The sequence below is a fragment of the Sphingomonas sp. DC5200-1 genome, assembly GCF_049897245.1.
Taxonomy (GTDB): Bacteria; Pseudomonadota; Alphaproteobacteria; order Sphingomonadales; family Sphingomonadaceae; genus Sphingomonas; species Sphingomonas aquatilis.
The window spans coordinates 112,171-133,707 of the sequence record NZ_JAFCVW010000004.1; the positions used below are offsets into that span (position 1 = coordinate 112,171).

Annotated in this window: 19 protein-coding genes; 17 read left to right on the forward strand and 2 right to left on the reverse strand. The window is 70.7% G+C overall.

The window, feature by feature from the left end; genetic code table 11:
- Nucleotide 1: 1 nt before the first annotated feature.
- The 11 genes from ACP7A3_RS09555 (at nt 2) to ACP7A3_RS09605 (ending at nt 13,602) form a co-directional block, all read left to right on the forward strand.
- On the forward strand, nt 2-946 hold the full coding sequence (locus ACP7A3_RS09555; RefSeq protein WP_426255420.1) for a hypothetical protein: 945 nt from the start codon (nt 2-4) through the stop codon (nt 944-946).
- A gap of 12 nt (nt 947-958) precedes the next feature.
- Nucleotides 959-1,354, forward strand: a complete 396-nt coding sequence (locus ACP7A3_RS09560) for a histidine kinase (RefSeq protein WP_426255421.1) — start codon at nt 959-961, stop codon at nt 1,352-1,354.
- A 137-nt stretch (nt 1,355-1,491) separates the two neighbouring features.
- The gene (locus ACP7A3_RS09565) at nt 1,492-1,701 is read left to right on the forward strand and encodes a DUF1799 domain-containing protein (protein WP_426255658.1); all 210 of its coding nucleotides are present in this window, start codon (nt 1,492-1,494) and stop codon (nt 1,699-1,701) included.
- Complete coding sequence (locus ACP7A3_RS09570; protein ID WP_426255422.1) at nt 1,698-5,438, forward strand: hypothetical protein; 3,741 nt, start codon at nt 1,698-1,700, stop codon at nt 5,436-5,438. The genes ACP7A3_RS09565 and ACP7A3_RS09570 overlap by 4 nt, the downstream gene beginning before the upstream one ends.
- Complete coding sequence (locus tag ACP7A3_RS09575) at nt 5,435-9,004, forward strand: hypothetical protein (RefSeq protein ID WP_426255423.1); 3,570 nt, start codon at nt 5,435-5,437, stop codon at nt 9,002-9,004. Before ACP7A3_RS09570 ends, ACP7A3_RS09575 begins: the two co-directional genes overlap by 4 nt.
- A gap of 9 nt (nt 9,005-9,013) precedes the next feature.
- The gene (locus ACP7A3_RS09580) at nt 9,014-9,469 is read left to right on the forward strand and encodes a hypothetical protein (RefSeq protein WP_426255424.1); all 456 of its coding nucleotides are present in this window, start codon (nt 9,014-9,016) and stop codon (nt 9,467-9,469) included.
- A 15-nt stretch (nt 9,470-9,484) separates the two neighbouring features.
- Entirely contained in the window at nt 9,485-11,464 is a 1,980-nt protein-coding gene (locus ACP7A3_RS09585) for a hypothetical protein (protein ID WP_426255425.1), read from the forward strand.
- Nucleotides 11,457-11,822, forward strand: coding sequence for a hypothetical protein (locus tag ACP7A3_RS09590; RefSeq protein ID WP_426255426.1), 366 nt, complete (start codon nt 11,457-11,459; stop codon nt 11,820-11,822). The genes ACP7A3_RS09585 and ACP7A3_RS09590 overlap by 8 nt, the downstream gene beginning before the upstream one ends.
- Nucleotides 11,819-12,550: a hypothetical protein gene (locus tag ACP7A3_RS09595; RefSeq protein WP_017980552.1), complete on the forward strand. Its 732-nt coding sequence runs from the start codon at nt 11,819-11,821 to the stop codon at nt 12,548-12,550. The genes ACP7A3_RS09590 and ACP7A3_RS09595 overlap by 4 nt, the downstream gene beginning before the upstream one ends.
- Nucleotides 12,551-12,604: 54 nt before the next feature.
- A complete protein-coding gene (locus ACP7A3_RS09600) occupies nt 12,605-13,180 on the forward strand; it encodes a glycoside hydrolase family 108 protein (RefSeq protein ID WP_017980551.1) in 576 nt (191 codons plus the stop codon).
- Complete coding sequence (locus ACP7A3_RS09605; protein WP_426255427.1) at nt 13,177-13,602, forward strand: hypothetical protein; 426 nt, start codon at nt 13,177-13,179, stop codon at nt 13,600-13,602. Before ACP7A3_RS09600 ends, ACP7A3_RS09605 begins: the two co-directional genes overlap by 4 nt.
- A gap of 29 nt (nt 13,603-13,631) precedes the next feature.
- Here ACP7A3_RS09605 and ACP7A3_RS09610 read toward each other — a convergent pair whose 3' ends face one another.
- Nucleotides 13,632-13,862 (reverse strand): hypothetical protein, encoded by a 231-nt coding sequence (locus ACP7A3_RS09610; RefSeq protein WP_017980549.1) that lies wholly within the window; start codon nt 13,860-13,862, stop codon nt 13,632-13,634.
- Between ACP7A3_RS09610 and ACP7A3_RS09615 the strand changes: the two genes are divergently transcribed.
- The 6 genes from ACP7A3_RS09615 (at nt 13,861) to ACP7A3_RS09640 (ending at nt 19,770) form a co-directional block, all read left to right on the forward strand.
- Entirely contained in the window at nt 13,861-14,142 is a 282-nt protein-coding gene (locus ACP7A3_RS09615; protein WP_426255428.1) for a hypothetical protein, read from the forward strand. The genes ACP7A3_RS09610 and ACP7A3_RS09615 overlap by 2 nt on opposite strands.
- Nucleotides 14,143-14,210: 68 nt before the next feature.
- Nucleotides 14,211-15,107 carry a glycosyltransferase family 2 protein gene (locus ACP7A3_RS09620; RefSeq protein ID WP_426255429.1) on the forward strand — a complete coding sequence of 299 codons (897 nt, stop codon included), beginning with the start codon at nt 14,211-14,213 and terminating at the stop codon, nt 15,105-15,107.
- Complete coding sequence (locus ACP7A3_RS09625; protein ID WP_426255430.1) at nt 15,104-16,120, forward strand: hypothetical protein; 1,017 nt, start codon at nt 15,104-15,106, stop codon at nt 16,118-16,120. The genes ACP7A3_RS09620 and ACP7A3_RS09625 overlap by 4 nt, the downstream gene beginning before the upstream one ends.
- 197 nt (nt 16,121-16,317) lie before the next feature.
- Nucleotides 16,318-17,232 carry a sulfite exporter TauE/SafE family protein gene (locus ACP7A3_RS09630; protein ID WP_043061052.1) on the forward strand — a complete coding sequence of 305 codons (915 nt, stop codon included), beginning with the start codon at nt 16,318-16,320 and terminating at the stop codon, nt 17,230-17,232.
- A complete protein-coding gene (locus ACP7A3_RS09635) occupies nt 17,229-18,017 on the forward strand; it encodes a TIGR02186 family protein (protein ID WP_017980544.1) in 789 nt (262 codons plus the stop codon). The genes ACP7A3_RS09630 and ACP7A3_RS09635 overlap by 4 nt, the downstream gene beginning before the upstream one ends.
- A 67-nt stretch (nt 18,018-18,084) precedes the next feature.
- Nucleotides 18,085-19,770 carry an ATP-binding protein gene (locus ACP7A3_RS09640; RefSeq protein ID WP_017980543.1) on the forward strand — a complete coding sequence of 562 codons (1,686 nt, stop codon included), beginning with the start codon at nt 18,085-18,087 and terminating at the stop codon, nt 19,768-19,770.
- Between the two features lie 138 nt (nt 19,771-19,908).
- Here ACP7A3_RS09640 and ACP7A3_RS09645 read toward each other — a convergent pair whose 3' ends face one another.
- Nucleotides 19,909-21,396 (reverse strand): peptidoglycan DD-metalloendopeptidase family protein, encoded by a 1,488-nt coding sequence (locus ACP7A3_RS09645; RefSeq protein ID WP_426255431.1) that lies wholly within the window; start codon nt 21,394-21,396, stop codon nt 19,909-19,911.
- Between the last annotated feature and the right edge of the window lie 141 nt (nt 21,397-21,537).

Consider the following 21,537-nt stretch of genomic DNA (forward strand, 5'->3'; position numbering starts at 1 on the left):
GATGGTCGCCACCACCAAGGTCATCTTCCGCAAGAAGGAAGCGACCTACGCCACCGACGCCGCGCCAACCGGCGCCGCCAATGCCGCGATCACGCGCAATTTCACCGCCAAGCCGGTCGTCACCGATCGCCTGGCGCGCAACCGCGACAGCAATGTGCGCGGCCGGACCAAGGACGCGCCGTCGAACGTGCGCGCGACCTTCGGCTACGAACTGGAAGCCGCCGGCAGCGGCACGCCCGGCATCGCTCCGGCCTGGATGGAGGATTTGGAGGCGTGCGGCATGGCCGCGCCGGTGCTGACCGCGGGCGCCAGCGCGGTGCAGCGCTTCGCCCCGATCGGCGCAGCGCTGTCATCGCTCACCGCCTATCACTTCCACGGCAACCAGCGGCGCATCAACATCGGTGCGCGCGGCACCTTCTCGTTCGACTTCACCGCCGGGGCCGAGCCGGTGTTCAAGCTCGACTTCACCGGCCTGCTGCCGGCGACCGCCGACTTCGGGATCAGCGATACCGCGCCCGGCGCAATCACGCTCGACCAGTGGAAGGACCCGGTCGAGGTCAACGACGACAACACCGATTTCACCCTGGGCGGCTATGCCGCGGTGCTGCGCGCCTTCACCGGCGATGTCGGCGCCGAGGTGAAGCTGCGCAGTCTGGTCGGCGCACGCTACGTCAACCGCGGCAACCATGCGATCACCGGCCGCATCGTGTGCGAGGCGCCGACGATCGGCGCCAGAAACTATTTCCGCACCCTGAAGGCCGGCGACGAGATCCCGGTCCAGCTGATCCACGGCACGACGCCGGGCAACATCGTCCAGCTCGACGGCGCACACCTGCAGATCACCGAGATCGACCTGCAGGAGGAGGACGACACGCTGATGCTGTCGATCGCCTACGGCCTCAACGTCGGCACGACGCCCGACGACCTCGTCATCACCGCCAAGTAAGGACGCCGTTCCGTGACCACGCTCCCCTTCAAGATCGTGAAGCAGCCGCGCGCCTGGTGGCCGGTCGCCTGGCCCGGCGTCGCCGAGGACGGCGGCATCGTCGACAATCGCATCGAGCTGCGCATGCGGCTGCTGAAGGTCGACGAGGCCGGCCAGTTCATCCGCGACGCGATGCAGGCCGCCAAACGCGAGGGCGACGAGGGTGTCGACCTTGCCGCCATCTACGCCGACCTCGTCGCGCGGATCGCCGACGACTGGCGCAACGTCCATGCCGAAAACGGCGAGCCGTTGCCCTGGAACGCGGCGAACCTGCGCCTGCTGATGAACGAGCCGAACATGTTCACCCACGTCTTCCGCGCCTTTCGCGCCTGCCTCGCCGGACAGTCGGGGATTCGCGAGGGAAACTGATAGCCATCGCGCGCGGCTGGGCCGGCGGGCGCGGTGGCGGACAGCCGGCCTACGACGCCGCGACCGGCAGCGCCGCCGCCGCGATCGCCGCGATCGCGGCGCGCCGGGCGGGTGGGCGGAGCGACGACGCGCCCGAAATCGGGCCTGAGGACTGGGATGCGGTGCGCCTGTTCTACCGCCTGCACGGCCAGTGGCGGGTGCATGCGATGTCCGGCGTGCGCCTGGGGATTGATTATGCCGCGGTCGCGCCGACCGCGACGCTGATGGGGATCGACATGACGCCGGCGCTGTTCGACGACATCGCAATCATGGAGCGCGCGGCCCTCGCCGTGTTCGCCGCCGCATGACCGAGCTCGTTGCCCGCGTCGTCCTGCGCGCCGATTCGCGCAGCCTCGTCACCGAAGCCGATCACGGCACCGCGGCGGTCGACCGGCTGGGCGATGCCGCCACCAGGGCGGGCGCCGACGCCAAGGCGCTGGGGGCCGGCGCGGAGAGTGCCGCCGCCGGGGTGCGCGAGACCGGCACGGCCGCCACGGGCGCGGCCGGCGCGGTCGCGGCGCTGGGTGCGGCGGGGCGCCAGGCCGGCGCCGCCGCGCAGGGCCTCGCCACCGACCAGCGCCAGGCGGCCGCCGCCACCGCAGACCTCGGTGGCCAGCAGCAGCAGGGCAGCGCGCGCGCCGCATCGCTCGCCGCGGCGAACGCCCAGCTCGCCCGCGAGATGGAAAGTGCGCGGGCCGACGCCGCGCAGCTGACGACCGAACTGCGCCAGCTCCAGGAGATCAACGCCAGCCTGGCGGGCCGCGTCGACGTGCTCGAATCGCGGCTGAAGAGTGCGAACCGCGAGCATCGCGACGGCGCCGTCTCGTCCGAGCGGCACGCATTCGGCATCCGCAACCTGGGTCAGCAGTTCGGCGACCTCGGCCTGTCGATCGCTGGCGGGATCAGCCCGGCGCGCGCCTTCGGCCAGCAGGCGGGGCAGATCGGCTATGCCATGTCCGAACTGGGCGGCAAGGCGGGCAAGGTCGGTGCCTTCCTCACCGGCCCATGGGGTATCGCGCTCACCGTCGCCGCCGCGGTCGCCGCGCCGTTCGTCGAAGAGCTGTTCAAGGCCGGCGATGCCGCCGACGCCGCGAAGGTCGGCGCCGATGGGCTGAGCGAAGCGCAAAGCGTGCTGGGTGCGGTGTTCGACCTCACCACGGGCAAGCTCAAGAAGCAGAACGAAATGCTGCTGCTCAACGCGCGGCTGACGGCGATCAACCTGCGCGGCGAGGCATCGAAGCTGCGCCAGTCGTCCGCGCAGGCGTTCGAGGGAGCAGGGCGCCAGTCGATCGCGGACAAGCTGACGGGCGCGGCGCAGGGCAGCGGCCAAGGCCTCGGCGGGATGCTCGTCGGGGCGCTGGCCGGCACGGACACCGGATCGCAGAACGCCCGCAACCTGCGCAGCGTCGTCACCGGGCTGCAATCGGGCAAGATCACCTCCGCAGCGGCGCTGCGCGCGTCGGAAAAGATCGATTTCTCCGGTGTCAAGATCAATCGCGAGCAGTTCCAGCAGGCGCTGATCGACGCGGCGACCGCGCCGGTGAAGGATCGCATCGCCGATCAGATCGACAAGTCGCTGACCGATGGCGTGCTGGCGCCGGAGCTGCGCCGCGACAAGCCTGCGGGCAAGCCGAAGAAACCGGCCTCGACCGCCGCACGCGACGAATTTGGCCGTGACGCCGGCGACCGGATCGCCGCGATCACCGGCCAGTTCGACCGCACGCCCAGCGCATTGCAGAAGACCAATGTCGAGATCGCCAAGCTCGACGACCTGATCGACGACCTCGGCCGCCGCAAGCCGCCGGGGTTCGAAGGGCTGATCGCCTCGGCCGAGGCGGCGAAGACGGCGGTGCGGCGCGGGTTGATCGAGACGGTCGCCGAATCGTTCGACCGGCCGCGCACGCTCGCCGACCAGGCGGCGAAATCCTACCGCCAGCTCGACGCGATCGCCGCCGACCTGGAACAGCGCCGCCCGCCCGACCTCGGTCCCCTGCTCGCCTCGGTCGAGCAGGCACGTGGTGCGATCGCCGAGGGCCTCAACCGGCCGTTGCGCGAATTCGTCGAGAGCCAGGAACAGTCACTGGCGGTCGGCCGGCTGATCGCCGCCGGCCGCGACGACGAGGCGGAGGCGCTGCGCGTCATCAACCAGCTCCAGCGCGAGATGGGGCCGCTGACCGAACGCCAGAAGGCGGCGGTGCTGGCGACGACGCAGGCGCTCGCCGCGCAGGATCGCCAGATCGAGCGCAATCGTCAGCGCCAGCAGCTCTACATCGACGCGCTGTCGCAGATGCGCGACATCGTCCGCGCCGCGACGCAGGATTTCGCGCGCGGCGACCTCGGCCAGTTCCTGAAGGCGCCGGGGCGGCTGCTCGACACCTTCCTGTCGCTGAAGGCCGACGACCTATTCGACCGCTTGTTCGAGGATGCGTTCCGCGACCTGCGCGACCAGGTGAAGGGGACGAGCGTCGTCGAGGATGCGTCCGCGCGGATGGCGGATGCGGTCGACGCCGTGTCGGGCCAGACCCGGCAGACCACGCACGCGCTGGGCGACCTCGCCGACGCGGCGAGCGGTGCCGCCGGCGCGATGCGCGGGACGAGCGCCGGCCTGCCCGCGGCGACCCCGGACGGCGGCGCCGACATCGTCGTCACCGGCCGGCGCGACCGGCTGAAGCCGGAATCGCTCGTCGCCAGCGGCATCGAGCGGCTGGCGACGAAGCTCGGCCAGCAGATCGGCATCGACAAGGACAAGGCCGGCCAGATCGGCAAGTGGATCGGCGAGAAATCCTCGACCGCGCTGGCCGGTGCCGCGACCGGCACCGTCGTCGCCGGTCTCGCCAATTCGCTGGGGCTGAAGATGAGCGGCGGCGGCGCGCAGATCGGCGGCGCGATCGGGAATTTCCTGCCCATCCCCGGCGGGTCGATCATCGGCGCGATCGCCGGCGGCCTGCTGGGCGGGCTGTTCAAGAAGGCGAAGTACGGCACCGCGACGATCAGTTCGGACGGGACGTCGACCAGCGTCGGCGCGTCGGGCAACAACGGCGCGGCGAAGGGCACGGCCACGGGCCTCGCCGGCCAGGTGCAGCAGGGGATCGCGCAGATCGCCCAGCAGCTGGGCGGCGTGCTCGGCAAGTACACCGTGTCGATCGGCACCTATGACGGCAAGTATCGCGTATCGACCAGCGGCCAGACCGGCGAGATGTCGTTCGGCAAGAAGAACCGCGCGAACTGGGCGACGCTGAAGGATTTCGGCGACGACCAGGCGGGCGCGATCGCCTTCGCCATCGCCGACGCCATCGCCGACGGCGCGATCGCCGGCATCTCGCCCGCGGTCGCGCAGGCGCTGCGCTCGTCGAGCGACATCAACGCAGCGCTGGCCGAGGCGCTGAAGGTCGCCGACCTCGAAAAGCTGCTGGGCGGGGTGACAGGCCAGCTGCAATCCATCTTCAAGACCTTCGACACCACCGCGGCCGAGCGCGTCCGGCTCGCCAAGGCCTATGGCCTCGACCTGCTGGCGGTCGAGAAGCTCAACGCCGAACAGCGCGCCGACCTGCTCGACCAGACGCTGAAGGGGCGGATCGGGTCGCTGAAGGAGCTTTTGTCCAACCTGACCTATGGCGACCTGTTCGAAGGGTCGGCGGTGGATCGCCGCGCCGCGATCCGGCGCGAGATGGAGGAGGCGAAGGCGGATGCGGAGGCGGGCGTCGCCGGCGCCGCCGATCGCTATGCCGCCCTCGCCCGCCAGCTGATCGAAACGTCGAAGGAAGCCTTTGGCACCGCCGGCCCCGAATATGCCGCCGACCGGGCAGAGGCGCGCGCCGAGATCGAGCGGATCATCCAGCTCGAAACGCAGCGCGTCAACGCTGCCGCCGGCGTGGGCCAGGCGACCGCCAACGCCGTCGTCGCGGGCAATGCGCTGACCCAGCAGCTCGTCGCACAGCAGGGCGAGACCAATGCGCTGCTCGGCGCGCTGGTCGACCTCGCCGCCGCGCCGCGGGGCGGCGCCGTGTTCGCCGACCTCGCGCTCACCACGCGGGGGGCGGCATGACCGCGGTCGTGGCGGTGGAAGCCGCACCCTGGGATGCGGCGACCGGCGCGGCGGTGCCGGTGCGGCTCGCCGGCGGCGGGCAGCGCCATCACACCTGGAAGGGCGGGACCGACTGGCGCGGCGGCATCGTCAGCGTGCCGCTGGCGCAAGCGGCGCTCGGCTTCGACCGCGACGGCTTCACCGGCGGCGCGATCGCCACCACCGCCGCATTAGGCTTCATGCCATCGATGGCGTCGACCGCCGCCTTCCTCGCCGCGCTGATGTGGGAGGATGCGCCGATCACCGTATCGGTCGGCGACGATGCCGCAGGCGAACCGGTGCTGACGCCGCTGATCGCCGGCACCGTCGCGGGCTATCGCATCGGCGGCGGCCGGTTCGAATTCACCCTGTCCGACATGGCGGCGGGCCTCGCCAAGCCGCTGGTCACGGCGACCTTCGCCGGCACCGGCGGGATCGAGGGCGACGCCGCCGCCACCGGACGCCTCAAGCGGCGCAGCTGGGGCGCGTGCGCCAATGTCGAAGGGCGCATCCTCCTTGCCGCGCACAATATCTGGGAATTCGGCGATCCGGCGCGCCCACTTGCGGGTTTCGGCGCGGTGCGCGACCGTGGCCGGGCGGGGCCGCTGATCGTCGTCGGCTGGGCGGGATCGATCGCCGACACGCTGGCGGCGCTGAAGGCCGCTGCGCCACCAGCCGGCGGTGCCGCGGTGGCGCCGGCGATCGCCTGCGTCAAATGGTGGACGCAACCGTCGGGACCGCTCACCGCCGACCTTCTGGGCGAAACGGGCAACGGCTATGTCGAGACCGTTGCCGCGATCGCCGCGCGGATCGCCGCGGCCGCGGGCGTGACGCACGTCGCGGACCTGGCGGCGTTCGTCGCAGCCCGGCCGCACCCCGCCGGGCTGCACGCGGGCGAGGCCAGCGAAAGCGCTGCGGCGATGCTCGACCGACTGTTGCTGCGCACCTCGCTCGCCTGGGGCGTGTCGCCGGCGGGGGTGCTGGAGCTGCGCTCGCTCGCCTTCGCCGATCCGGTCGAAACGATCCGCTTCGCCTCGGTCGAGCGGGTGGGCGGCTTCGCGCCGGTGACGACGCTGTCGATCGGCTATGCGCACAATCACCGCCCGCATACCGATGCCGAGATCAGCGCAGCGGTGCTGGCGGGCGATGTCACCTATGCCGACGGCACGCCCGTCGAGGCGCTGAAGCCCGCCGAAGCCGGCGCGACCAACAGCGCTGATCCGCAAAGCGCGTTCGGCGGCAAGAAGGTGATCGACGCGCTCCAAGTGATGGAGCGGGTGCCGGTGATCGCCGCCGACGTGTCCGACCTGCGCGATGCGCGCGGCCGGCTCGATGCAGCAGTGGCTGGCTTGCGCGAAGACAGCGACGCGGCCGGCGCGGCGATCGGCGCGCTGGACGATGCGATCGCCAACGGCGCCGCGGCCCGCCGCCAGATGGAGCAGGACGCCGGCCGGTTGTCGGCCGCGTCGCTCCAGCTGCTGCTGATCGCGGACGGCCTGACCCAGCGGCTGCGCGACGCCGGCATTGCCGTCGACCCGAACACCGGCGTCGTCCGCATCTATGCCGTCGATGCGCTCGCCGAACGCCAGCGCTCGGCGGAGATCACGCTCGATGCGCAGGCCGCGCTCATCCGGTCGAAAACGTCGAGCAGCGAGGTCGACGAGAAAATCCTGAAGGCGGTGCTCGATCCCGCCCAGGTCGCCCAGCTCGAACCGATCATCGCCCGCCTCGCCGCGATCGAGGTCGCCCAGGACGGTATCCGCGCCGAGCTGCGCACCAAGGCCGAGCTGGTCGAGCTGTCACGCGCGGTCGCCCGCCTCACGACCGCCGAACAGGCGATCAGCGCCACCGACGCGCTGGTGCGGACCAAGGTCGCCCAGACCGCGTTCGACCAGGCGCTGTTCCGCATCACGTCGGCCGAGCAGACCCTGCAAGCCTATGGCGACGTGTCGCGTCTGTCGCTCGAACTGCGCCAGACGCGCGCGGACAATCGGGAGAGCGGCGCCGGCCTGCTCGCCGCGGTGCTGGCGGGCAACGACGCGGCGGTGCGGCAGATCAGCGCGCAGGCCGATTTGCGGCAGGAGCTTTACGCCAGCATCACCGGTGTCGGCGATGCGCTGACGTTGGAGGTGCGGGCGCGGACGCTGCTCGCCGCGACGGTCGGCGACCTGGATGCGCGCTCCGTGCAGGACCGCCAGTTGCTGATCCGCGCCGACGCGGTGCTCGCGCAGGATATCGACGGGCTGCGCGCGGCGTCCGACAGCCAGGCCGGCGAGATCGCGACGCTGCGCAAGACCTCGGTGGATGCCATCGGCGGCATCACTGTGCTCGGCACGACGCTGCGCCAGCAGGTCCGCCGCGCGAGTGAGGCGGACGGCGCGACGCTCGCCGGCGTGCTGGCGGGTGACGAGGCGGCGCGGCGGATCGCCACCGGGCTTGCCGAGGTGCAGACGCAGCTGACCGCGACGCTCGTCGCCGGTTTCTCGGCCGCGGCGGGCGAGCGGCTGGCACTGCGCGCGCAGATCGACGCGGCCGACGCGCGGTACACGCGTGAGGTGCGGGCGACCGCCGACCGCTTCAAGTCGGTGACGCAGGCGATCACGGCGCTGGAAACCGAATACGGCCGCCAGTCTGCCGACCTCGTCGCGACGCGAGCCGAGATCGCCGATCTGGCGCGCACGACCAGCGCGGCCGACAAGGCGACCGCAGAGCTGATCACCGGACTGCGCGCGATCGTGAACGATCCGGCGACGGGGCTTGGCAAGACGCGGGCGGAGCTGACGGCGCTGACCGATACGGTCGCGACCCAGAACACCGCCGCAGTCCGCCGGCTTGAAACGCTGGAGGCGAGCGTCAACGACCCGACGACGGGGCTCGCGAAGACGCGGGCGGCGCTGGCGGACCTCGCAAAGGCATTCTCCGACGAGCTGTCGGCCAATGCCGAATCCTTGCGCGAGGTGCGCGCCAGCATCGGGACGGCGACGAAGGAGGTCGCCGCCCAGGCGGAGCAGGCGCGCAGCGCGGGCGAAACCCGTCTGCGCACCGATATCGCGGACAAGTACGAACACACGATGGACGCCATCGACTTGGCCAACGTGCTGCGCGATGCGGGTGATGCTGCAAATCGCTCCGCGATCGGGCAGGTCGACAGCCGCGTTACCGACGTCGCTCGCGCCCAGGCGAGCGACAAGGCGGCGCTGGCGGAAAGCATCAAGCAGGTGTCGACGACGGTCGGCGGTCATACGACCACGATCGACTTTCTGCTCCGATCGCTCGACGGCAAGGAAGCGGTCGCCCAGCTGACGATCAACGCCAATGGCAAGATCACGGGCTTCGTCATCAACGGCCAGGAAAGAGTCTTCGCCGTCGCGGCCGACAAATTCGTCGTCGGCAACAGCCAGATTTTCGAGATCGACACGGCCACGGGACAGACGGTGGTCAACGCCATCAAAGCGGGGATCATCACCGCGCGCGAGATCGCCGCGGGCGCCGTTCAGCAGACGGTCTTTGCCGTCACCGATGCCGACATCGTGATCCAGTACGGGTGAGGGGCGCGCATGGCGGTTGAACAGACCCCGGACGAACCGGGCATCGGCGATCCCGGTGGCGGTGGCGGCGGTGGCGGCGGAGGCGGCGGGGGCGGTGGAGGCGGAGGCGGAGGCGGAGGCAACACCGGCGTCGTCGTTCGAACGCTGACGATTCCCAAGTCACAGGACGCCAGCCTGTTGCGTGTGCTGGTCAGCGCCGACCTGTCCAGTCCCGACGACCTTCAGCTGATCGCCTACCTCACGATCGGGGGCGTCATCCGCAAGGTGACGCCGGTGAACCTGATCTTTGATGGCCTTGCTAGCAAAGCACAGGGGCCGCTCACGATGGTGACGGCCGTACCTGGGCTGCCTGCCGGCCAATACGAAGCCGTTCTCTCGATCCGCAATCTGGAGCCGGACGGCGCGCTGACCGTGAAGGCCGGCCTCTACATCGAATTCGTTGAAATCAAGCGCGCGGCGCTCTGAGCAGAAGGAAGAATCATGACGTGGTATCAGAGCGGCAGCGTGACCGTGACGCAGGGATCGGCGACTGTCACGGGCGCCGGCACCGACTTCATGGCGCCCAACGTCTTCCCCGGCGACGGCTTCGTCGACGAGGCGGGCTACACTTATGAGGTGGTGGGCGCGCAGTCGTCGACGCAGCTGACGATCAGCCCGGCCTATCGCGGCGCGAGCGGCGGGGGCCGCGGTTATAAGATCATGCCGCTTCAGGATTACCAGCGATTGCTCGCCCAGCGCGCGGCCGATCTGATCGGCAGCTTTGCCTCCGTGCGCGATGGTGTCGGCCAAGGAATGTTCCCCGACGGCACTGCGGCGGCACCTGGCATCCGCTTTTCCGCGGACCAGGACTCTGGGCTTCGACGCCTCGGTTCGAACATTATCGCCCTTGTTGCCGGCGGCGTCGATCGCCTGACGCTGGATGGCGACGGTGCGACCGTCAGCACGGGGGGTGGGCCAGCCAGATTGACGATCGCCGCTACTGCGGAAGCGGGTCGGGGTGGCTCCATTCTCTTCACCCGAGCCGGGGCGGCGTCGGGCTTCATCGGTGACGCTGGCGCGGCGCTCGGCGGCACGGAAACGACCGGCTTGGTGTATTATACGTATGGCGGCGATCCTCATCGCTTTTTCGCAGGCGGTGCGGAACGCATGCGAGTTACCAATGCAGGGGCCGTCGGGATCGGCACGCCAACGCCCGCCGCCAAGCACCACGTCAACGAAGCCAGCGCAGCGCCCTGTTACTCAATGATCGGCAATCCGAGCGGGATGACACGGATTGGGGTGCGTCCGGATGGCGCCTCGCAGGTGCTGTCTTACGCGGGCCAACCGCTGTTGCTGGGCAGCGATAATCTCGGCGGTGTCGTCACCGAATGGGGGCGCTTCGACGCTGCCGGCAACCTGCTGGTCGGCGTCGGCGATGGTTCTCGCCATCGCATTACGAAGACGGGCGCCGAGACGCAGATCGTAGTGGAAATCGGCACGCCGACCGCCATCAATGCACTGTTCTATGCGGTGACGGGCGGGGTCGGGTCGAGTGTGCGGTCGGGCATGACGTCGCGCGCGGACAGCACGACGGGCCGTTCGATCAATGCTGGCGGCACGATCAACGCCAGCGGCGCCGACTATGCGGAATATGTCCGCAAGTCGCTGGCGTGCGGCACGATCCTGAAGGGGGACGTCTGCGGCATCGACAGCAACGGCGAGCTGACGCGGACCTGGGCTGACGCCCGCCGCTATGTCGTCAAATCGACCGATCCGAACCTCGTCGGCGGTGACACCTGGGCGGCGCACCTCGGCCCGCGCCCCGAAGAGCCGCTGTATGCCGCGCCGACCTATGGCGGATCGGCCGAGCCGACCAAGCCGATCGAGCCGACCGCCTTCGTGCCGCCGGTGATCGAGATGCCGGTGCAGCCGGTCCGCGCCGATGGCGAGGATGACGACGCCTATCTGCTGCGGCTCGCCGCGTTCCTCAACGACCGGAACGCCACGATCGCCATGGCGCAGGCGGCGGCTGACGCCCAGGTCGAAGCCGCCAAGGCGCAGGTCGCCTATACGGCGGCCGTCGAACAGTATCAGGCGGACCTCGCCGCCTATCGCGATGCGCAGGCGGCATATCGCACCGCGGTCGACGCGGCCGAGGCGGCGCATGCCGTCGCGCTCGCCGCGCATGGCGAAGCGCTGACCGCCTGGGAGGCCGAGCTGGAAGCCGCCCGTCAGACGGTCGACCGCATCGCCTTCTCGGGGCAGGTGCCGGTCAACGTCGACGCCGATACCCTCGCCGCGTGCCAAGCGGCGCTGGGCGATGGCGTGGCGGTCTACCTCGTCGCGGTCGCCCGCGGCGCCGGCATCGGCGTCACCGCCGTGCGCGAAGCCGACATGACGCTGCCGCTCTACATGCGCCGCCTTGGCGCCGTTTGGGCGATCCGCGACGGCCGCCCCTGGATCGACGTGCAGCATGGCTGACGCCGCCGTCTCTGCCGGCTTCGCCGCTTGGCTTAAGGCCGAACAGCGCATGCTGCCCGTCGCCGTGCCCGGCGCCACTCGCTGGCCGCGCGGACGCACGATCGCGGTCGCCACCCCCTTCGCGACGGTGGAAGGCGCCCAGGCAGAGGGTGCGCGCCTCACCGCCTTCTACGCCGCCCCGCTCGTCCTGGATCGCGCGATCGTCGTCGGGCGTCGCGCCGACCTGTGGGGGCGCTGCATCGCGGTCGATTACGCACGCTACGGCTATGCGCCCGGCGACCTCGTGTTCGTGATCGGCGCGCAGGAACTGGACAACGGCACCACCCAGCTCACCGTGCTGCGCAGGCTGGCGGCATGACGCTCGCGATCCTCCAGCCGCTCGCCCTCACCCTCGACGCCGCGCGGTCGAGTGCGGGCAGCGGCCTTGCCAATCTCGCGACGCCCAACCCGCGCGAGGCGTTCGTCGCCGCCGGCACCGCCGCGACGATCATCGTCGACCTGGGCAGCGTGCAGGCGTTCGACACGGTGCTGCTGGGCTTCACCAACGCCGCCGCCACCGACCGTATCGCAGTCGCGCCGGGGCTGGACGCCGAGGCGGTGGCAGGCAGCTTCGCGCATTCCTTCCGGCGCGCGCCGGTACTGCGCCATGGCCTCGCGATGCTGCCCGCCCCGGTGCGGTCGCGCTACCTGCGGCTCCAGGTCGAGACGGCCGCGCCGCTCGTCGCCGGCATTGTCGTCGTCGGCGAGGCGCTGCGCCCGAACCACGACTGGAACGCCGGCCGACCGATAATCGACACCGGCCGCGTCGAGCGCCTGCTGGGCGGCGGTTTCGGGAAGGACCGCGGCGTGGCGGCGGGCGGTTGGCAATGGGTGATGCCGGACCTGTCGCCGGACCTCTCCGAGCGGCTCTACGCGCTGGCGCTCGATGTCGGCCTCGCCGGCGAGTTGCTGGTGATCGAGGACCCGGCGGTCACGCCCGCGCTCAACGAGCGCATCCACTGGTCGCTGTTCGGCAAGTTCGAGCCGTTCGAACGCCAGCCGGACGGCACCGCCAAATGGGCGATGCAGGTCCAGGACTGGGCCTGATCGTCCGCGCGCGGAAGCCGAACCCATCCGCCGCGACGCGATACCCCGCCACCCATGCCCGCCCCTTCCGATCCCTTCGCCCTCGCCGCCGCCCACACGCTCGGCATCGAGGGCGGCTATGCCGACGACCCCGCCGACCGGGGCGGCAAGACGCAATGGGGCATCACCGAAGCGGTCGCCCGCGCCGACGGCTACACCGGCGACATGCGCGCGCTGCCCAAGGCGCGCGCGCTGGCGATCTACCGTCGGCTCTACTGGGATCGCATCGGCCTCGACTGGATCGCCGCGGTCGATTCCGCGGTCGCGTGCGAGGTGTTCGACACGGGCGTGAACCAGGGCGTCGCCATCGCCGGGCGCTTCCTCCAGCGCGTGCTCAACGTGCTCAACCGCGCGGGTCGCGACTATCCCGACCTCGTCGTCGACGGCGTCGCGGGTCCCGCCACCGCGGACGCGCTGCGCGCGCTGATCCGCGTGCGCGGGCGCGAGGGGCGCGACGCGCTGCTCGCCTATCTCGATGCCCTCCAGGGCGCCCGCTACGTCGAGATCGCCGAGGCGCGTGCGGCGAACGAGGCCTTCACCTTCGGCTGGGCGAAGCGGCTCGGCACCCTGTTCACGAGGACCCCCGCATGACCCCTGCCTTCCGCACCGCCGGAACCCCTTCGCCGCTGGCGGCAGGGACGCACGACGACGACCGGCTGGCGCCGGCGATCCCGTTCGACGCCGACCGCGCCGGCACGCCCGAACCGATCGGCGTCATGGCGCTCGCCGGCGAGATCGTCGACCTCGGCGCCGACGCCCCGCGCTGGCTGACCTTCGCGCTGCGCTCGATCAGGCCGCTCTGCATCGGCGCGCTGATGGCGATCCCGACGGTCGGCGCGGCGAGCGTCGGGACGGTGGCGCTCTTCAGCCCCGCCCGCGCCGACGCGATGGTCGTCGCCTCCACCGCGTTCCTGCGCGGCATCCCCGCCGATGTGCTGATCCTGATCGGCACGCTCGCGTCGGGCTACGGCTTGGCGAAGACGGTCGAGCGGCTGCGGGGCACGCGGCCGTGACCGGCGCCTTCAGCGGCGTTGCACGGCTGTTACCGGGCGGCTGGCCGGTCGCCGGGGCGGCGCTCGTCGCGCTGCCGCTGGCGTTCGGGCTGGGCCGCTGCACGGTCGACACCTCCGCCCGCTGCGCTGCCAGGACCGCCGGCCACGCGGCCGAAACGCTGCGCACCGACCGCGCCGCTGACGCGCAGGCCACCACCACCCGCCGCACCGACGACCAGACCATCGCGGCCAAGTCCCGCGCCATCCAAGAGGCCACGCATGCGCTTCCCGACCACGCCCCTAGCGCTCGCCAGCATGCTCGCGCTTGCCGCCTGCTCCACCAGCAGGGTGCCGCCCCAGACCTTCTCCGCACCTCCGGCTGTTGACCTCGCGATCGAGGCCGAACCCGCCATCCCGCCCACCGCCGCCACCAGCGAAGCGGCCTACGAGGATTACAACCAGGCGATCCTCGACTGGGGCCGCCGCGGCTGGTCCGCCCTGCAACGCATCTGCCGCTGGACCGCCGACCACGCCGTCCCGCTAGACTGCACCCCACGCTGAAGGTTGGCCAAAAACTCACCTGACAAATCGCGCCGACCGCGCCGAGCGCGACTTTTTGGCCAACTTTTTTGGCCAGCTACAATGTCGTCCACGCCGCCGAACTCACCGTGTTCGACACGCTGATCGAGGGATGCGCCGTGGTGCAGCTGCCCGTGCTGCCGCTGGTCCGCCGCGGATCGTTGGTATCCGGCCATTATGCCGACGAATTCGCCTATGCGCATATCGTCCAGCAGCCGGTGCGCGCGATGCTGGGCGCTGCGATGCCGCTCGCCGGCACGGGCTGTGCGATCGCGACCGACATGCTCGCGGCCATCGCCGCGGATCGGGGCGGCGCGCCGTTCGACGACACCAGCCTGACCGAGGATTACGAGCTCGGCCTTCACATCGCCGAACGCGGTGGCCGCAGCCGCTTCGCCCGCGTGCGCGATCCCCGTGACGACAGCCTGATCGCGGTGCGCGCTTATTTCCCCGACAGCGTGCCCACCGCCACGCGGCAGAAGGCGCGGTGGATGACCGGAATTGCGCTCGCCGGATGGGATCGCACCGGCTGGGGACGGCCGCAGGCGCTGGCCGATCACTGGATGCGCTTTCGCGACCGGCGCGCGCCCGTGTCGGTGCTGGTGCTCGCAATCGCTTATGCCGCGATCCTCCTGTGGCCGCTGTCGGTCGGCCTGCACTGGCTGACCGGCACTGCGGTGGCGGATGACCGGCTCGCCGACTGGCTGCTGACCGCAACCACATTGCTGCTCGTCTGGCGGCTGGGCATGCGGGTCGGCTGCACCGCGCACGATCATGGCTGGCGCCAGGCGGGCTGGTCGCTGCCCCGATTCTTCGTCGGCAACATCATCGCGCTGATCGCCGCGCCACGCGCGATCCGGCGCTACCTCACGCTGCTGCGCGGCGGCCCGCTGATCTGGGACAAGACCGCGCACGCCTTTCCGGAGCCAGGCACGCCGCTGGCATGACCGGCGGGCGCCCCTTGCGCTTTCTCGCGATCGTGCTCGGCGGCTGGATCGGCATGCGAACCCTGGCCCTGTTCCGGACAGGCGACCTGCCGCTGGCGCCGCTCGCTGGCCCGGTCGAGCATATCGTCGCCGCGCTCGGGATCGGACCGGCGGAGGCGGCCGCGCGCGGGCCGCTCCCGCCGAGCGGAGCCACACCGATCCCACGGCCGAACCGCCCGCCGATCGCGCCGCCACCACCACTGTCGCGCATCCCGACCGCCGCCGCCGGGACGGACGGCGACCGCCCCGCACCCGCCACGACGACGACGACGACGACGACGCCCCGCGCCACGCCGCCCCCGCCCCTGCTCCCGCTCGCAACGCCCGCCGCGATCACCCCGCGGGGACCATCGCGTCTTGCCGGCAGCGTCTGGGGTATCACCCGCGACGGCGGGATCGGGCAGGCCAGCGGCGGCCAGCTCGGCGGATCGCAGGCGGGGATCCGCCTTACCTATGCGCTGGGCGCATCGCGCCGCGTCGCGCTCGCGGCGCGGCTCTCGACTCCGCTCGCCAGCCGCGGTGCGGAAGCGGCGCTGGGCCTCGACTGGCAGCCGACCCGATTGCCGATCCACCTGCTCGCCGAGCGCCGCATCGCGATCGACGGCGGCCGCGGCGGCACGATGCTCGGTCTCGTCGGCGGCTATGGCCCCGCGCCCGTCGCCGGGCCGGTGACGGTCGAGGGCTATGGCCAGGCGGGACTGATCGCGCGCGACGGCACGGAAGCCTTCGTCGATGGCGCACTCCGCCTCGCGTATCCCGTCGCGCGCCGGGGCAAGGCGCGCCTCGACGTCGGAATCGGTACATGGGGCGGCGCGCAGCGCGGCGCCGGGCGACTCGACATCGGCCCGTCGCTCGGCCTCGTCGTGCCGGTCGCAAACCACAGCCTCCGCCTCACCGCCGACTGGCGCCAGCGCATCGCCGGCGATGCCCGCCCCGATTCGGGTCCCGCCCTCTCGATCGGCACCAACTTCTGACGGCGGGCCCCGAGCGCCCCCTCCCGTCACCCCGCCCTCGAGACGAGGCCCCGCTTTTCCGGCGGTCAATCCAAAGCGGGACCCCGGATCAAGTCCGGGGTGACGAGATACGACTAGTCACTGTCCGGCACGACCCGCCAACCCGCACGATGACGATGGTCCTAGTCCCGCGGCGCCAGCCGCGTATAAAGCCTTTCGTGGACCTCTACCTCCCCATCGCCAACCTGTCGGTCAACGCGCTGGTCATCATCCTGCTGGGCGGCGGCGTCGGGCTGCTGTCGGGCATGTTCGGGGTCGGCGGCGGCTTTCTGACGACGCCATTGCTCATCATCTACGGCATTCCCCCCACCGTCGCCGCCGCCTCCTCGGCCAGCCAGGTGACGGGCGCGAGCGTGTCGGGCGTCTTCGCGCATTTCCACCGCGGCGGCGTCGACGTGAAGATGGGCAGCGTCTTGGTTGCCGGCGGTATCCTCGGCAGCGGGGCGGGGGCGTGGATCTTCCAGCTGCTCAAGGCGAGTGGCCAGATCGATACGGTGATCGGCGTCGTCTATGTCGCGATGCTGGGGTCGATCGGCACGCTGATGGCACGCGAATCGATCGGTGCGATCGGCGTCGCCAAGGGCCGCGTCCGCCCCCGCGCGCGCAAGCGGCGCCACCACCCGCTGGTCGCCGCGCTGCCGCTGCGCACGCGGTTCTACGCCTCGGGCCTCTACATCTCGCCGCTCGCGCCGTTGCTGCTCGGCTTCTTCACCGGCATCCTCACCATCCTGCTCGGCATCGGCGGCGGCTTCATCCTGGTGCCGGCGATGATCTACCTGCTCGGCATGGCGACCAGCGTCGTCGTCGGCACCAGCCTGTTCCAGACGCTGTTCGTCACCGCGGTCGCGACGATGGTCCACGCCACCACCACCAAGGCGGTCGACATCGTGCTCGCCGGCCTGCTGCTGCTCGGATCGGTGACGGGGGCGCAGCTGGGCGCGCGCTTCGCCAGCCGGGTGAAGCCAGAATATCTCCGCCTCGCGCTCGCGATCATGGTGCTGCTCGTCGGCCTGCGCATCCTGCTCGGCCTCGTCTGGCGGCCGGAGGAAATCTTCACGGTCGAGCTGACGTGAGCGCCCGCGCGGCTCTGCTGCTCGTCGCGCCGGCGCTGCTTGCGTCGTCGGCGCCGCCGGGCGGCTTTGCGACGGCAAAACCGGTGCTCGTCCCCGACGTGTCGCAGCGCCAGATCGAGATCGCCTACAGCTTTACGGGCGCGGAGCTGCTGCTGTTCGGCGCGATCCTCTACCCCGGCGGCCGCCTGCCCCCCGGCGAATCGCCGACCGATATCGTCGTGATCGTGAAGGGCCCGACGCAATCGGTGCTGGTCCGCGAAAAGGAAAAGATCGCCGGCATCTGGGTCAATGCCCAGCATCAGCGCTACAGTTCCGCGCCCAGTTTCTACGCGCTCGCCTCGTCGCGCCCGATCGACCGGATCGTCGACGAACGCACCCGCGCGATCTACGAACTGGGGCTCGACAGCCTGCAATTGTCCCCCGGCTCCAATGCGGTCAGCACGGTCGAGCATCGCTTCCAGCAGGGCCTCGTCGACCTGCGCCGCCGGGCCGGCCTGTATGTCGAGGCGCCGCGCGCGGTCGAGATCACCGACGACGTCCTGTACCGCGCGCGACTCACCATCCCGGCGCGCGTCCCCGTCGGGCGATTCACCGCCGAAACCTTCCTGATCCGCGACGGCCGCGTGCTGGCGGCAGCGGTACGCGACATCGATATCCGCAAATCGGGCTTCGAACGCTTCGTCGCGCGCGCCGCCGAACGGCATGCGTTTCTCTACGGAATCGCGGCGGTGGCACTGTCGATCGCGCTCGGCTGGGGCGCCGGCTGGGTCGCGCGCCGTGTGTGACCGTTCCCAACGCTAAATTAACCAGCGCCCTCTACCTTTGGTCCGGTATGAACGGGGATCGGGCGTGATGAACGATATGGCGGGGGCGGGTTCGTTTTCGCAAGGTACGCCGTTGAGCGCGGCGGACGTGCAGGAAACGATCGGCCTGTCCGGCGCACCGATCGGTTGCGTCCTGACGATCGCGGGCAGCAGCAGCCGTGTGCTGTTCGACCGCAATGCGCTGGCCCTGTCCGCGCAAGGATCCGATCCGGTTTCCGCCGGCGCGGGCCAGGTCGGCACCCAAATTAAGATGCGCATCGGCCAGTCGTGGCTGGTCGCCAACGTCCGCAGCCTGACGCTGCGCGACGGATCGAGCGACTGGGTCGCGGCCGAAATCGACTTCCTCGGCGAAGGCATGGAGGAGCAGCTGACCGGCCGTCTGTACGGCTTCCGCCGCGGCGTGACGCGCTATCCGATTCCGGGGTGCGAGGTCTTTCCGATCACCACCGCCGACCTTCAACAGATCTATTCGGCCAGCAACCGCGCGCATATCCAGATCGGCACCGTCTATCCGACCCGCGACGTGCGCGCCTCGCTCTACATCGATGCGATGCTCGGCAAGCATTTCGCGCTGGTGGGTTCGACCGGCACCGGCAAATCGACCAGCGCCGCGCTGATCCTCCACCGCATCTGCGAACTGGCGCCGCAGGGCCATGTGCTGATGATCGATCCGCACGGCGAATATGGCGCCGCCTTCGGCAACAACGGCGCGCTATACGACGTCAACAATCTCCAGATGCCCTATTGGCTGATGAACTTCGAGGAGCATTGCGAGGTCTTCGTCACCGCCCGCGGCGAAGACAGCCAGCTCGACCGCGACATCCTGGCGAAGTGCCTGCTCATGGCACGCGGCAAGAATCGCCTGGGCCAGGGCGTCGCCAAGCTCACCGTCGACGCGCCGATCCCCTATCTGCTCAGCGACCTCACCAATTTCATCAGCCTCGAAATGGGCAAGATGGATCGCGCCGGCGATACCGCCCCCTATCTCCGCCTCAAGACTAAGATCGAAGAGATTAAGGCCGATCCGCGCTACGGCTTCATGTTCTCCGGCATGCTCGTCGCCGATTCGATGGCAGATTTCCTCGCCCGCATCTTCCGCATGCCGGGCGGCGGCAAGCCGATCTCGATCATCGACGTGTCGGGCGTGCCGTCGGAAATCACCTCGGTCGTCGTCGCGATGCTCAGCCGCATGACCTTCGACTTCGCGATCTGGGCGCGCAACGAGCCCAGGCGCCCGATCCTGCTCGTCTGCGAAGAGGCGCACCGCTACATCCCGAGCAGCCTAGGCGCCGACGGGCGCAACGCCTCGGTCGGCCGCATCCTCGGCCGCATCGCCAAGGAAGGGCGCAAATATGGCGTCAGCCTGGGGCTGATCACGCAGCGCCCGTCCGATCTCGAGGAAGGCGTGCTGTCGCAATGCGGCACAATCATCGCGATGCGCCTCAACAACGAACGCGACCAGGCCTTCGTCCGCGCCGCGATGCCGGAAGGCGCGCGCGGCTTCCTCGATGCGATCCCGGCGCTGCGCAACCGCGAATGCATCGTCTGCGGCGAAGGCGTCGCGGTGCCGATCCGCGTCAGCTTCGACAACCTCGAACCCGCCAAACAACCCGCGTCCACCGACCCCATTTTCTCGCAACTCTGGTGCGACGCCGGTGGCGAAGACGATATCATCGCCCGCACCATCCTCCGCTGGCGCGCCCAGGGGCGGTGAGTCGGACGCGCTGCGCCCAATCCAGCCGTCATCCCAGCGCAGGCTGGGATCTCCCGATGATGGCGCGCCGCAGGAGCCGCTGAAGACCCCAGCTTTCGCTGGGGTGACGCTCTCAAACGGGCGCCAAGCGGGACCCGTCTACCGCCCGCCCACTGGCACCGCGAGCAGCCCCGCCGCGTAATTCCGGAACCGCCGCAGGTCGCTGCCCGATAGCGCCGCGACGCTGGCGAAGCTGATCGAGCGCGGGTTTACCGTCTGGCCGTTGCGCCACACTTCCCAGTGCAGATGCGGCCCCGTCGACAGGCCGGTCGAGCCGACATAGCCGATCACCTGCCCCTGCCGCACATGCTGGCCACGCGTCACCGCGATGCGGCTCATATGGCCATAGCCGCTGGCAAGGCCGCCGGCATGGCCGAGCTTGACGAAATTGCCGTAGCCGCCCGATCGCCCTGCGCCCTGCACCACGCCATCGAGCACCGCATAGATCGGCGCGCCATAAGGCGCACCGATGTCGACGCCCTTGTGCATTTTCAGATAGCCGAGCAGCGGATGCATGCGAAATCCGAAGGACGAGGTGATCCGCCCCGCCACCGGCATGCCCATGAAGCCGCGGCGTTCGCTCTGCCCCTTGGCGTCGAACCAGCTCGCATGGCCGTCCGCATCGTCCCAGCGGACGAGTTCGACCTTGCGGCGCCCCTGGTCGATGCCTGCGAACAGCAGGTCGCCGAGCCGCTGTTCGCCCGTCGCGGCGCGATCGCGCTGAATGATCAGGTCGAAGCTGTCGGCGGCCCCCACGTCGCGGCCGATCGACAGGCGCGTCGCAAGCGCCTTGATATAGCTTTCCACCACCCGCGCCGGCGCACCCGCGGCGCGTGCCGAGCGGTACAGGCTGGAGCCGACGAGGCCCTGGATGCGCAGCGGCGTGCGGTCGACCGCGATCGGCTGGCGCGTCAGCACCAGGCCGGTGGCAGCCCGATCGAGCGTCAGCGCCAGATCGAAGCGCGCGCGCAGCGACAGCTTTTCGAGCGGCCGGGCGACGGTGCGCGTCGGTCGGCGGCCGAGCGTCAGCGACAGGCGCGTGCCCGGCTGGATGTCGTCGAGCGATACCGCCTGCGCGATCAGCTCCGCCGCACGCGCCGCATCGGCGCGGCCGACGCCGGCACGGGTGAGGACGTGCGCCAGCGCATCGCCCTCGCCCAGCGTCGCGCTCAGCTCGACATGCGGGCGTTCGGGTGCCTCGGCGAGTGGCGAGACGAGGTCGTTCGCCGCCATGCGATGGCCAGTGTCGCCGCCCCAAGCCAGCGGCGCGATGGCCTGGCCGCGCGCCTCTTCCCAGGCAGTGCCGTCGAGCGCCGCGGGCGCCGCGCCGACCAAGGGGCGGATACCGGGATTGAGCGCCCAGACCGTCGCCAGCAGGCCGGTCAGCGTCGCGAGGCCGCGCCACCAGTCGCGCGTGCCGATCTGCGCGCCGAGGTCGGGCGCCCAGTCGATCGCGCCCCAATCGATACCGAACAGCCCCGGCGTCCGCACCGCCGGCCGCGCGCCGGGCACGCCCGGCAGGCGCACGAACGGGCGCGCCGCGGTGCCGCCGGCCAGCTCATAGCCTTGATCGTTGCGCAAAAACACGCGGGCGGCGCCTCATGATCCATGCGCCGCGTCCCCCCGGCGTCAGGGTGGCAGCGTTGTGGGGCCAAAGCGCTAAAGTCAAATTAACCGCGGAATGTGCGGGTTACGCCTGCGACGAGCCGGTTGCCCGCTGCGGCAGAC